At 43.8% G+C, this 14,680-nt stretch carries 8 protein-coding genes; all 8 read left to right on the top strand.

The genetic code is table 11. From position 1 onward, the window contains the following. Positions 1 to 128 precede the first annotated feature (128 nt). The 8 genes from EXY20_RS38835 to EXY20_RS09865 all read left to right on the top strand — a co-directional run bounded on the left by EXY20_RS38835 (position 129) and on the right by EXY20_RS09865 (position 14,661). Entirely contained in the window at positions 129 to 335 is a 207-nt protein-coding gene (locus EXY20_RS38835; protein ID WP_268966181.1) for a DUF5348 domain-containing protein, read from the top strand. 688 nt (positions 336 to 1,023) lie between these two features. Further along, a complete protein-coding gene (locus tag EXY20_RS09895; protein ID WP_135550333.1) occupies positions 1,024 to 6,048 on the top strand; it encodes an apiosidase-like domain-containing protein in 5,025 nt (1,674 codons plus the stop codon). Between the two features lie 106 nt (positions 6,049 to 6,154). Further along, the gene (locus EXY20_RS09890; protein WP_235885534.1) at positions 6,155 to 7,804 is read left to right on the top strand and encodes a sensor histidine kinase; all 1,650 of its coding nucleotides are present in this window, start codon (positions 6,155 to 6,157) and stop codon (positions 7,802 to 7,804) included. A 24-nt stretch (positions 7,805 to 7,828) separates the two neighbouring features. Next, positions 7,829 to 9,382: a response regulator transcription factor gene (locus EXY20_RS09885; RefSeq protein ID WP_135550329.1), complete on the top strand. Its 1,554-nt coding sequence runs from the start codon at positions 7,829 to 7,831 to the stop codon at positions 9,380 to 9,382. 104 nt (positions 9,383 to 9,486) lie between these two features. Then, positions 9,487 to 10,869: an ABC transporter substrate-binding protein gene (locus EXY20_RS09880; protein WP_235885533.1), complete on the top strand. Its 1,383-nt coding sequence runs from the start codon at positions 9,487 to 9,489 to the stop codon at positions 10,867 to 10,869. Positions 10,870 to 10,972: 103 nt separating this feature from the next. Beyond that, positions 10,973 to 11,845, top strand: coding sequence for a carbohydrate ABC transporter permease (locus EXY20_RS09875; protein WP_167859128.1), 873 nt, complete (start codon positions 10,973 to 10,975; stop codon positions 11,843 to 11,845). A 1-nt stretch (position 11,846) separates the two neighbouring features. After that, positions 11,847 to 12,674: a carbohydrate ABC transporter permease gene (locus EXY20_RS09870; protein WP_135550323.1), complete on the top strand. Its 828-nt coding sequence runs from the start codon at positions 11,847 to 11,849 to the stop codon at positions 12,672 to 12,674. Positions 12,675 to 12,762: 88 nt separating this feature from the next. Next, entirely contained in the window at positions 12,763 to 14,661 is a 1,899-nt protein-coding gene (locus EXY20_RS09865) for an ADP-ribosylglycohydrolase family protein (RefSeq protein ID WP_135550320.1), read from the top strand. The last annotated feature ends 19 nt before the right edge of the window (positions 14,662 to 14,680 follow it).

Genomic DNA, 14,680 nt, shown 5'->3' with positions numbered 1-14,680 from the left:
CTACGATTAGGGTAGCTCAGGCGCTAGATTCGGTCCATTTTTCCCACGATTAAAGTGGGGAATTTTGCACGATTATTTTGGGGAAATCACTTTGATCATTTTGGGTATTTTTATTCTACCGTAGACATCTGGCGTACAACCGGGAAGACGACCGCTGGGAAGTCCAAAGGCTGAGTGGCGTCTATGCGCTGCACTGCGGCGATCGCGTGGAGCTAAATCTTGGCGAAGGTCTCAGCCGGGTAGGCCGGCTGGAAATGGACCGGGTTTGGTATGTCACGTTCGGCTCCATCTCCTATTATTTGCGCGAAAAACAAACGTACCGGATTGCCATCTGAATCGAGGGCCAACAACAACAACCGTTGTTGGCCTTCATCGACCTCATTCCCGTCTATTTACGGCGTCAGTGACATTTGGACAAGAATATTTACCGATTGTTGCAGACTTTGAAATTGCAGTGCTGCGGCAGAAAGGAATTTCATTATTTCCCCGATCCGGATGTTGTCGTTGGCTCAACAATCGTAAGCCGAGATCTATCCAAAAGAACCAGGATCGTGAGTTTGCATGCAGACCAAACCCCAAAAATGTGATAACTATACACAAAGGAATGTCATGTTTTTCAGTTCTGTTTTTCAATACAATAATGAAGATATTTATGATACGCAAAAGGAGAAGCGTCATATAATATTTTTCAAATTAGTAATAAATTACCATTTATTGAATGAAACATGTGCGTGGTCCATATCCATGCCTGCAAGACCATTTTCCTGGTCATCAACCCATAAAGATACTGATGCTTTGATAAGTGCAGCCCAGAATTTGTGCGATCTCCGTAAAGGATCGTCCTTCCAGATGCAGACGAATTGCCAAAAATCATTCGTACAAATGTGTATTGTCCGTCTAAGGTACGAATAAGTAAAAAATAGCCGAGTAAAAAGTATATTTCAGCTATAATTGGTCCCTTCCAGCAGATGATAAAATTTAATTGCAAAAAAATCTATAATCATCATTTGAAGGGGTGAAATTATGTCAAAGGTTTATTATCAAACAATGACAATCCATAATGTAAAGCATTTCATGAGCAGGTTATTAGTTCTTATTTTATTTTTGTCAATTATACCAATCGGCAGTGTTAAAGCAAATGCTTCGAAATTGTATTCTGAATTGCCGTTAGGGCTAAACCTTGTTTCAGAAGGGGCGCTTGTAACAGGATACAACAATATGACATTTAACGATGGCGTTAAAAGCAACCTAACAGACGGCAACCTGAGTTCGATGTCGGGGGGATATGGCCTTGTTGATTTTTACGTAGATCTCGGTCAAAAAATAAATGTCGATTACGTCAAAATTTATTTCAATAGGCTGTGGAATGGAACCAACACCCTTTATGTTTCAGATGATGCCGTCACATGGAGTCAAGTTGTTATTGGAGACGGTAGTGTCGGTAAATATGAATATTTGCAGGATACTACTGCCACCGACGCATTACATAATTCCAATATATTTGGGGCTTTATTGCCATCGGGAACACATGGCAGGTACGTAAGATTAACGACAAAGGATTGGTCGGATATATATGAATTTCAAGTGTATTCCTCTCATGTTACTCCTGTTGAACACCTAAAAGTAACAGGCTCTGCCACGATGACTGTCGTAAAGGATTTCTCCATGCAAATGAATGCACAAGTGCTACCAAGCTCAGCAACAGACAAAAGTATAACCTGGAGTGTTCACGCAAAGTCAGGGTCAACCGGAGCAGCCTCAATTGATGCAGCAACCGGATATTTAACAGCAATAGCACCGGGTATTGTGACCGTTCAGGCAACAGCTAACGATGGGCCTGGTATAATTGACACAACAGATGTTGTGATTGAATCTTCTGTAGAGCAGTGGCGTAACATGGAGTTCTCACTAGCCAGTTCCGAAATCTACACCAATCCATTTATGGATGTAGATGTGACGGCTACTTTCACGGGGCCTGCCGGGGAAACGTTGACACGTCCGGCTTTCTGGGATGGCGGAAATACTTGGAAGGTGAGATTCGCACCCACATCTGTTGGGGAGTGGACTGTTACTACACAAACTACCGATTCAACAAACACAGGCCTTACCTTTGGCGCGCCAATATCGTTTACTGCTGTTCCATACAGCGGATCATTGGACATTTACAAGCACGGCTTTGTTCGCACAAACCCCAATGAACGTTATTTTTCTTACCAAGACGGAACGCCTTTCTTTTATTTAGGTGATACGCATTGGACCATGCCGGCAGAGGACTACTATTCATCGAACGTCGACGGGATCGATTCACAATTTAAATATGCGGTCGATCATCGCGTAAGTCAAGGTTTCACCGTATATCAATCCGAACCTCTTACGCCAAAGGTAATCCTTAATCTTTCAAATGGGGTTCAACAGGCAGATATAGCACGATTTCAGGAAATCGATAAAAAGTTTCAATATATTGCCGATGCTGGACTTCTTCATGCCAACGCGGCGCTGGTTTTCACAAGCGGATTGAATGTTACGGATGCCAATACACTTGAAAAGTTGGGCAGATTCTGGCAAGCGCGGTATGGCGCCTATCCTGTGTTGTGGACTATCGCACAAGAAAGCGATCCGAATTTTTATGGCGCCATAGATCCAAGCTATTGGCAAACGATTGCAAAAGCAATACATGATAGCGATGCTTATCAGCATCCATTGACAGCACATATGGAAAACATGTCTGCTCTTGCGACAACATGGGGAGATAAAGAGTATCATTCCTGGTTTGCGGCGCAGCCTGTGGATTTATTGAAATCTTTATTTGAATCTTTCTGGAATTACTCTACATCAAAACCCTATATCAGCTATGAAACTCGCTATGAATTTAACGATGAACCGACAGACGATGCTCGTACATCTCCGTATAAGGCTTTTCAAAATGGTTCATTTGGATTTGGTTACGGGGCACAAGGGGTTTGGGCGAATAATCAATCACCGGACAATTGGTTTCACTATGGGCCCTATTATCGATGGTTCGATGGATTAAATGCCCCAGCGGGCAGTCAAATGACTTATTTCAAAAATTTCTATTCCAGTTTGCAATGGTGGAAGCTTACTCCGAGCTTCACGGACACAACGAATGCCGATTTCACCCAGAACAACAAATCATACCTGGCGGTTGAGGGCAACAAAACTTACGTCGCTTATTTTGCAGATACCCAAAATAGAGCAACAGGTACCATTACTCAAATGGCAAACACGGTATATAAAGCACAATGGTATAACACAAGAACGGGAGAGTATACGCTTATATCCAATCAAGTAATACCTGTTAACGGTCAATGGGTCATACCGGAAAGACCTGATAAGAACGATTGGGTGCTGTTGGTTACGTCAAGTGAATCCTCACTTGCGTCGAAGCTTATTGTATCAAGTGCAAACAATGCTACGACGATTTTTACGCAGAACGGAAGCTTGCAGATGACGGCAGCGGTAAATCCTGGCCAATCATCGATAAGTGTAAACTGGAAAGTAACGAATTTGGATGGAACAAATACCGATTTGGCAACCATCAATCAAGACGGCATGCTTCGTGCAATGAAAAACGGGAAAGTACTGGTTACCGCATCAACGGATGATGACTCCATGATGGCTTCGAAAACGGTTATCATTACGAGGCAGGACAATCCGAATCCACCAGACAAAGCACAATCGCTTACGATTAAAGATGGCGGCAGTAATCAACTCTTGCCTTATTTTGAACCAAGTAATACCTTGGATCAAAGAGTTTCGTGGGCCGTTTACGAGGTTGATGGCGTAACGCCAACCTTTAAAGCAAAAATCAGCGAATTTGGCGTCATTAAATTGCAGCAAGAAGGCGTTGTAAAAGTAGTAGCAACCGCTCTAGATGGTTCAGGGCTTAAAGCTTCGTACGACATTACAATACCTGAAATAATCGACATTATTACGAATCCATTGCTTGTAGGCGCTACAGTGACGGCATCCTCGGCAGATTATGGGAATGACTATCGGCCGATCAAAGCCATTACAAGCCAGCATGGGGATTGGAAGGGCTGGACGTCGATCATCCCTACGAATGAATCGGAATGGACATCCTATGATAACCCTCAATGGCTGCAGGTGCAATTTGCACAACCGACTACTATGAACCATGTTGAGGTTTATTCAACCGGGTCTGGTTATCAAATGCGAGATTTTGATGTTCAATACTGGGATGGCGATAATTGGGTAAATCTTGCATCTATAAAAGATAACCAGCAATCTTCCATTACCCTGTTATTCCCTGAAGTTATAACAAATAAGATCAGAATTATATGCTACAAGGGAGATCCATTGGGCATAGCTCGAGTAAGTAGTGTGGAGGTTTATTATGATGCCCAGTCGCATGATTCTCGACTAAGCGGAATTAACGTCGGAGGCACAGCAATCCAAGGGTTTGCAGCAGGAACTACAAGTTACCGCGTCGTAATGCCGGCAGGGACATCCGGTATTCCAACCGTAACCGCTACAACGACTGACAGTCGTGCGAATGTTGCGGTTAGTCAAACAGTGTTACTGCCTGGGACTGCTACCATTACAGTAACAGCAGAGGATGGAACTACAACAACGATCTACACAGTAGTAATAGAAACTACTCCGGCAGATGCAGTCTTTGCAGCAGATATTACAGCGCCGACCAACACCGATGTGACTGTAACGATCAGCTATCCCTCAGATGCGGTGTTGAAAGAATACAAAGTGGGTGCAAGTGGCACATGGACAGCATATACAGTTCCTGTTGTTGTTTCTGAAAATGACACGGTGTACGCAAGAGGAACGAATGACGCAGGAAACTTATCCAATATAACGAATTATGCGGTAAGCAATATCGATAAGATAGCGCCTGTTACTGCAGCTACCGTATCGCCTTTGCAGCCGGATGGACTAAATGGTTCGTACGTAAATCCGGTCACGGTAACATTAACCGGCAGCGATAGCTTGTCAGGTATAGCGAAAACAGAGTACAGTCTGGATAATGGGACGACATGGCAGCTTTATTCGTCGGCTGTTATGTTTGACAAGCAAGGCCGGTATACCATGATCTATCAATCAGAGGATCAAGCAGGGAATGTTGAACTCCCTCAGATTCTTAGCTTTACTCTTGCTGCAACAACTGTAAAAGTCCAGCTAATAGACAGCAACGGGAATCCGCTGAACGGCGGAATAGTTAAATATTATGATGGAGGATGGAAGGATTTTGGCGTAACCGATGCTTCCGGATCAGTAAGCAGATCTTTACCGAATAAAAATTACACTTTCGCGATGACGTATGAAGGAACATACAAGGAAATGGTGCAAAATACCGGAACAAACGCAGTGGTCGTATTCCAGACGATCAACGTCAAGGTACAGCTAAAGGATAGTCAAGGGAATCCGATCGACAGCGGAACGGTAAAATATTATGCGGGAAGCTGGCGAACCATCGGCAATACAAGCGGCGGCGAAATCAGCAAGGAATTGTTGCCCGGCTCTTACACCTTCGGCATGACGTATGAAGGAACATACAAGGAAATGGTGCAATATACCGGAACAAACGCAGTGGTCGTATTCCAGACGATCAACGTCAAGGTACAGTTGAAGGATAGCCAAGGGAATCTGATCGACAGCGGAACGGTGAAATATTATGCGGGAAGCTGGCGGACCATCGGCAATACAAGCGGCGGCGAAATCAGCAAGGAATTGTTGTCCGGCTCTTACACCTTCGGCATGACTTATGAAGGAACATACAAGGAAATGGTGCAAAATACCGGAACAAACGCAGTGGTCGTATTCCAGACGATCAACGTCAAGATACAGCTGAAGGATAGCCTGGGGAATCTGGTCGACGGCGGAACGGTGAAATATTATGCGGGAAGCTGGCGGACCATCGGCAATACAAGCGGCGGCGAAATCAGCAAGGAATTGTTGTCCGGCTCTTACACCTTCGGCATGACTTATGGAGGATCGTATAAGGAAAGTGTAATAGACATCGCGACAAATTCAACGGTATTATTCCAAGTGTAAAAATATCGTATAATCAAAACGACGGTCTCTGGATCGTCGTTTTGTGTGCGCCCGGCAGCTCATGATGCTTAAGGGTGAAAGTCCGTTAGGGGGCGTTCCTTTGAAAGTGATTCAATGGATTCGAACAAGGTTATTGTACAAAATGCTCATTCTTTACTCGCTGCTAACCTTAGTACCGTTATCAATTGTTAGCGTTTCATTCTATGCTAAATCGAAAAATTTATTGGAAAAGAAATCGACCGAAACTGCCCAGCAAACCCTATCCGAAGTATCGGAAAAAATAGATGGCACCTTGTCTGCCATCTCGAAACAACTCAATCTTACGGGTCAAAATAAGTTTATCACCACTTTGCTGATAAGCAAGAATGAGGCGCAGCAGAACGAATTAGAGCCTATTGTCATGAATGTTCTTCAAGCAGAAAAAACGGATGTGAAACGAACAGTCGGTGATTTTGTGGACACCATTTATTTGCGAAGCAATAGTGGAAAAAGTTATTCCGTAGGTTCGAATACTGCGCTTGAATTTGACGAAGCATTCCAAATTATGCCCTTTGAGTTTGACTATATCCCGCAATGGGCCTTTTTCACAGATCGCAACAGAATGGCCTGCAATCTTAAAATATTCGACAAAAGTACAGGTACTGAAATCGGGAGATTAATACTGACACTTGAAGTCCGGAAGGTTACGAAGCTTTACGAGCAGTTCCCGCATGATGATTTCTACATAACGAATGCCAATAATATTGTCGTATCTGCAAACGATGATAGTAAAATTGGCAAGTTAATAAATCTTCACTTGCAGACAAACAAAGTGTCCCTAACCCAAAAGTCCCGATACTCCGATTTTCAATATGTCTATCTGATTCCTTCAAAACCAGGCCAAATTATTACCAAGCAGGCCTTCTTCTCTGTCTATGTTACACTCATTTCCTGGTTCGCTGTAATTCTCATCACTTTTTGGATTCTAAGAAGGGTGAGTGCGCCAATTATGAGGTTGACTCGATTGATGCGAAAGGCGGAAAAAGAAGAATATGGATTGATGAACGACGTTCGAACAACGGATGAAATTGCTGTCCTTTGTAATGGATACAATCAGTTGGTTATGAGGACGCAAGAGTTAATTGAAAAAAACTATAAATCCGGGCTGTTGCAGAAGGAAGCGGAATTAGCCGCGATACGGATGTACATCAATCCCCATTTTTTATATAACACACTAGAGTACATTAGTATTCTTTCGAGAACCAAAGAAGGATCCGATCATATTCCCGATATTGTGCAAAATCTTGGCGGTATTTTCCGCTTTTCAATTGCGCCCGGGGATACATTCGTACCATTGAAAACGGAGATTTTCTTTGTAGAGAAATATTTGCAAATTCATCAACTGCGTTATGGAAACCGACTGCATTTCGAAATTGATGTTCCCGACACCTATAAGTCTATTCCCATCCCAAAGCTCATTCTTCAGCCGCTTGTGGAAAATGCGTTTGTACATGGAATAGATCGACTTCAAATTGAGGGTCGTGTTGTTGTGAGGGCCTATGAAGCGGATTTCAAATTAATCATTGAAGTAGAAAATTCGGTTGGTAACCCTGTCGAAGCACCTGAACATCATGATGAACGAAAAGGTCTTGGTTCTGGATTGCAAAATGTCAATACTCGCATCCTTTTTCATTACGGTCATGATTATGGGGTCACGTTATTGCAAGAAACGAACATTACGATTGCCAGGGTAACCTTGCCGATTACTTTTCATTAAATCCCTTTTTAAGGAGAGAACCCTTTGAATATATTAATTGTTGACGATGAACAAGAAATTCGCGAGTTTATCGCTGATCTGCCGGAATGGAAGCATGCGGGCTGCAAGGTGGTAGGAACTGCTTCCAACGGACTTGAAGCTTACGAAATCATGACCCGGTTGAAGCCGGATGTGCTCATTACGGATATTAAAATGCCTATAATGGACGGTATTGTATTTGCGGAGAAGGTGAAAAAGGATCGCCCCGAGTTGCCGATTATTTTTTTAACCGCATACAGTGATTTTGAATATGCAAGGCACGCGATAAAGCTGGGGATTGTAGATTTTATAACCAAGCCGTTCAAACCAGAAGATTTGGTTAAAAGTGTCGTTCTATTACGTAAATACGTTTCCCACCAAAATGAATGGCTTTGGCAGGATGAATTTTTTGCTTTTTTGGGTAATCCCGCTCACTCGGATGATGAAAATCGATGGTGGCTTAACGATCATGATGTGGATGATACATCCTTTCGATTGTTGTATGTGGATATCGATAATTCGCCTGATGCGGATCATGTGTATCAACCTTTTTCCCGTTTGGGATTGAAAGACAAAATCGATGCGATCCTCAAAAACAGCTCCTTTTCTTTTTGGACTGCCCTTCCGCAAACAGGTATTTATTATTTGCTTTTTGATGATCTATATGAAATGGGGGAGCCCTCTTCGACGCACGTTATGAACTTGGCAAGAATGATTATGGCAGCTTGCAAGGAAGATGCCGCACTAAGTATATCGATTGGAGTTAGTCGTCATCTAACCTCGTTTCTGCAATTGCCGGAGGGGATCCGGCAAATTGGCCAATGCATGGAATACCGGATGCTGTTAGGCAAAAAATCAATCATTGCCCATGAAGCTCTGGATCAATTGTTCTTTGATCATAACCGATCCCAAGAAATCTCGCGCAATGAAATTTCACTGCTGCTGCAGAAAGGGGATTGGGACGAGGTATATGGATTCCTTCGTTCCACCTACAAGAAAATGCTGACGGAAGGCTTTAATAAGGTCGAAATTCAAAACTTTAATATGCAGATTATTGAATCCTCCGAGTCTTTATTGCAAGAATACGGGATTTCAACATCTTCAGGACAGCGTGTGGAGATTAGGGAAAAGCTGCTCGCTTTTAATATTTTAACGGATCTGATGCAGTTTCTCGAATCCTACCTTCGTCAAGTGATTGAGCAAATTCAAACGAAAAAGGCGGATTTCTCCTCACGATTGATCCACGAGATGAAGAAAATGATCGTACAGCATTATGCTGAGGATCTTACGCTGCAGATGATTGCGGAACGGCTAAATGTCAATTATTCGTATCTGAGTCGGATCATCAAGAAAGAAACGGAGAAGAACTTTAAAGACTTTCTGCTCGATTACCGGATTGAGGAAGCGAAGCGAATTTTAATACAAACGGATCTCAAATCTTATGAGGTGGCGTATGCCGTTGGTTTTAAGGATGCGAATCACTTTAGCGAAATCTTTAAAAAAAATGTCGGTAAATCCCCTGGTCAATATCGAGAAGAGGTACGAATGAGTAAAAAATAGCCTTTAATAAGGTAAATTACAGCTATTATTGGTCCCTTTCAGCAGATGATAAAATGAAACCACAAGTAAAAAGGCAAATGAGAGGGTGGTATTCGTTGAAAAGAATGACAATAGTTTTATGCTCGATTATGTTGACATTCGGCGTTTTATTGGCTGGATGCAGCAGCAAAAAGGAGACGCAGGCCAGCAGCGCACCAAGCGCCGCGGCAACGACAGGTGCTGCCAGTGCGGCTCCATCTTCGACACCGGATGCGGCAAAGCAAAAAGAATTTACGATTCGAGTTGGCGCCTGGTTTATCGATGATCGTCAGGTCATGCAGAATTTCAAAACGAACATTGAAACGGCCTACAAAAAGATTTATCCGAAAGCGACAATTCAATGGGAAATTACGCTGGGTGCAGCGTACTCGAGCAAATTGACAGCCCAATTAGCGTCGAATTCCGCACCAGATGTCATCTTTAATTCGACCATGAACAAATATACGGAAGGTGGATACTTGGCCGATTTGTCCAATGAACCATGGGCTAGCAAGTTAATTCCTTCCGTGAAAAAATCGTTTACCTACCTTGCAACGAAGGACGAATACAAGAAATATGACGGGAAAGTGTTTGGTGCATCAATGGGCGTAGGCATCCCTGGATATTGGTATAACAAGAAAATATTCTCCGATCTTGGTATCGCTGCTCCGAAGAACACGCAAGAATTATTCGCTGCTAGCGAAAAAATAAAAAAAGCCGGCATTATTCCACTGGCGCTTGGGTTTAAAGACACTTGGACTGTAAAACTGTTTTTTAATGCGGTAGTTCAAAACTATGGATATAGCAGCGACGATAAGTACGGCAGGAATTTGTATGATGGAATAAAACGCTTGGATGGACCGGAAATGCAGGCGGCTATGCAGTACTTCCAAACTTTGAAGGAAAAAGATTATGTGAACAAAGATGCGCTCAGTATCGACTGGCCGCAATCGGCCGATTTGTTTACATCTGGCAAAGCCGCGATGATTATGCAAGGCCCATGGATGCCGGGTACGGCGGATGATAATTTTAAGAAAGGCGCAGCGAAATTCGACCTTGGTTATTTTCCTGTCTCCGACGATAAAGGATACGTCGATCTTTCTCCAACCACCGACCAAACGTTATCCATAAATGCAAAGACGGAATTAATGCAACAATCCAAGGACCTTGTTGCCGTTATTTTAAGCCCCGAGGTGTATGCCCCGTTTTTGAACGGCAGCCTTTTCACCTCGGCGATTGACGGAATTGACGTCAAATATGACAATCCAGTCATGAACGAAGTATTATCCTTTGTAAAAAGCGCGAAGTCACATAATGATTGGACAGGCTATATTGGCCAAGGAAATGATGTTCTGGTAGAAGAGGTAACGAAAATCGTATCCGGCGTAAAATTCAATCCGGATGATTTGAAAGCGGCCCAGAAGAAATTCGAAGATAACAAGAGTAAAATCAGTCTCGCTCCGGAGTGATTCCTTTCATACGGTCTCAGTCGCAGTGTAACTGCGACTGGGATTTTATTCCTTAATTAGACTAACGGCAATACAATTTATAGACAGGGTGATGGAAGTGAGCATGAAGCAGCGCGCCTATATAACAGCGGTTATCTTTCTATTGCCAGCAATGTTGCTTTTTTCGGTATTCAATTATTATCCGTTTATTTTGAGCATCTTTTATTCGTTTACCGATTGGAATGCAGTTAGCAAGGCGAAATATATCGGAATTCACAATTATTCAGCTTTTTTTACGGATCCTCGGATGATTCAAGGCCTGAAAAACACAATGAAAATGGCGGTTTTCGGCGTCGTTATTCAGAACATCGTTGCATTGGCATTGGCGGTTGTATTAAATCAAAATCTTCGAACCCGTGCTTATTTGCGAACGGCGTTTTACTTTCCGGTCATCATCAGCATGGTGGTCACTTCCGTCATTTGGAGCCAGCTGCTGAAATACGGCGGTGTATTAAACAGTATTTTAACTAATCTCGGTCTTGAGCAATGGGTGTATGATTGGTTGGGTACGGTTAAGACTGCATTTCCAACGATTATATTACTAACACAGTGGCAGGCCATCGGGTTCTGCGCCGTGATTTATTTGGCAGGACTTCAATCCATCCCAAAAGACATTTATGAAGCGGCCTCTATTGAAGGGGCAAAGGGGATGACTTTATTCCGCACTATTACCCTTCCCATGTTGATGTCAACCGTTACGGTCGTCATGTTCTTAACGGTAGTGGGGGCGCTAAAATTATTCGATTTGCCCTTTATCTTAACGAACGGCGGACCCGGTCAAGCATCATATACCATATATCTTGCCACCTTCAATGCGGCGTTTCATGACAGCGATTATGGGTATGCTTCTGCTGCCGGCGTTATTTTAAGTGTTTTCATCGTAGGGTTAACCTTAATACAGCTTTCCATCACACGCAGTCGGGAGGTTGAGTTGTAAAGTGAGCCAAAGAAAAATGACTTCACTCCCGCTGGAAATGTTGTTGATTCTCATTTCATTCCTATTTCTATATCCAATTTACTTCTTGTTCGTAGGCAGTTTTAAAGAACCGAAGGACTTTTATAATGCTTTCAGCTTTCCAACGACATTATATTTAGGTTCGTACGAGAAAATATTTCAGAAAATCAATTTTTTCCAAGGGCTGATGAATAGTACGATCGTTACCCTTGGTACATTGATGCTAACGATAATAATCGGGTCGATGGCGGGATATATTCTGACTCGAATGAATCAGAAATTTTTTCGGTTCGCTTACCTATTTTTATTATCAGGTATGATTATCCCGTCCATCGGGAACCTGATTCCTTTATTTAAGCTAGCCATTTCCTTGCATTTAATGAATACACGAACTTTTCTTATCATTCTCTATACTGCGGGGCAAATCCCGTTTACCGCCTTTTTGTACTCCGCATTTACCAAGTCAATCCCCCGGGAGCTTGAGGAGTCAGCCAGCATTGACGGTTCAGGGAAATTCCGCATGTTTTGGACCATCGTATTCCCGCTTCTTTTACCTGCTACAGGCACCTACGTGATCACCCACGTTTATGGGCTTTGGAATGATTTTTTAACCCCGTTGATTTTTCTGAATCAACAGAAGCACATGACATTAATGCCATTAATCTATCAATTTATCGGCAATAATCAGTCGGTTGATTACGGTCCCATCTTTGCCGCGAGTGTGATGACGGTATTACCGATCATTGTGTTATTTCTTTTCACTCAGAAGTATATGCTTCAAGGACTAGTAATTGGCTCTGTAAAGGGCTAGTGTTTTATCGAATCGAAGGCATGGATCGATCAAGGAACCGCTCCAATACGAGGTCATCGCCTTAATAGCCGACATCGGAGGTTTTCACATGAATACAAGCATATTAAATGAACAAGACTACTATCGCATCGTATACGGGGGATGGCTTGGTAAAAATATTGGGGGGACGCTTGGAGGACCGGTCGAAGGCATAAAAGAGTTGCTTGAATTGACCTATTATCGGGAGCTGCCGGACGGTCCGCTGGAAAATGATGACTTGGACTTGCAATTGGTGTGGCTGCACGCCTTAGAGCAGTATGGTCCGGGATTGACTGCTCATGAGCTTGGGCAAGAATGGTTGGAACACGTCTTTTTCCAGTATGATGAATACGGTTATGCCCTGACGAATTTGCGAAGAGGTCTTCTCCCGCCGGTTGCAGGTTGGTTCAACAATCCATTCAACAACTGTATGGGGTCTCCTATACGTTCTGAAATATGGGCAATGACGGCACCTGGAGCGCCGGGAATTGCGGCTCGCTATGCATATCATGATGCGATTGTAGACCATGCTGGCGGGGAGGGAGTATATGGTGAAATGTTTTTTGCTGCTTTGGAGAGCGCCATTTTCTTTGAGAACGACCGGGATCGGTTGATCGAAATTGGAATGAGCTATATCCCCGGGGAGTGCCGCACCGCCAAAGCGCTGAAAGATCTGATTCGTTGGCATCAGGAAGGGAAAGATTGGTTAGAAGCGCGTTCGCTTATTCTGCAACACCACGGCGATGAAAATTTTTCAGACACTCCGCAAAATATAGCATTTACAATCCTTGGATGGTTGTATGGTGAAGATTTTGAAGATGCTATTTTGAAAGCCGTCAACTGCGGTTACGATACGGATTGTACCGCGGCAACTCTGGGTGCTATATTGGGAATGCTGCTGGGAGCGGAAGGCTTGCCTGAAAAGTGGGCGAATCCGATTGGTGATCGAATCGTTGTCAGTCCTCCAATCAAAGGATTCCCTGCGCCTAAAAATTTGGACGAGCTTACCTGCCGAACAATCCGAATGGGCAAACAGATATTGGCCGCTTGGGACACGGGCATTCTGGTGCATGCCGACTTTTTAACATCTTGGAACCGACTACCGAATTCGGATGGATCAGAAGAGTCTGATCCAGCAATAATTGAGCTTTGGGATAGAAAAGCAACATCGGTTCGCTATTTGCTGCCCCAAGGAACTCGAAGCTGTCCTGACGCCGAACTGGTCATTGACTTTGGCTCGGAAGGTCCGGCTATTGGAGCGGGTCAAAGGAAGACATTGCATTTCACTTTTACGAATCGTTCGCTAACCCCTATTGTCGGCAACATCGCGCTTGAATTGCCTTTGGGCTGGGAAGGTCCGAATGCGCATGAGGTCAGCCTGCAGCCTGACGAATCCTTCCAGTGGGACGCAGAAATCCGAGCATCAACGGTTGCAACTGCAAGCCACTTGCTCGCTTTTCGTTGGACAAGGAGTCATGATAATGCGGTATGGGCTGTTCAGAAAGTGTCTTTCTCACTGGTCAGTGCGTCAAAGTGGATCGTCTGGGGACCGGAAGGTGACGAGGGAAAAGAAATATATGTCCCTGGGAACCGATTGGACTGGGAAAAGGCATTTGGACTGGATTCTGATGAATTGTTGGCTGACGGAGCCTACCGAGCGCAAACTACGCTGACTAATCCGATCGAACGCAAGGTTCGACTCATTTCAGCAGCTAATGGTCCCATAAAGCTGAAGCTAAACGGTCAAGTTATCATTGCATGCATGGAAACGTTGGAGTTTATGCCGGCGTATCATCGCGCCCCGAAGCAACAATGGGCAGAGCTGACTTTAGCTGCTGGAACCCATAGGGTGGAAGTAGAGGCACATAAGAACGGCATTGCGCTAGAGGTTTATATCTTGCCTGTTGCGCAACGAAACACAATAACGCCCGGTTCATGCTATTACCATACGGATATATTGTTGGGGTGACGCTGCCTTTTCCGAAGCT

This window comes from Paenibacillus cymbidii (assembly GCF_004764705.1).
Lineage (GTDB): Bacteria > Bacillota > Bacilli > Paenibacillales > NBRC-103111 > Paenibacillus_AN > Paenibacillus_AN cymbidii.
The sequence above is the reverse complement of the archived record's forward strand: the minus strand, read 5'-3'. Positions and strand labels throughout refer to the sequence as shown.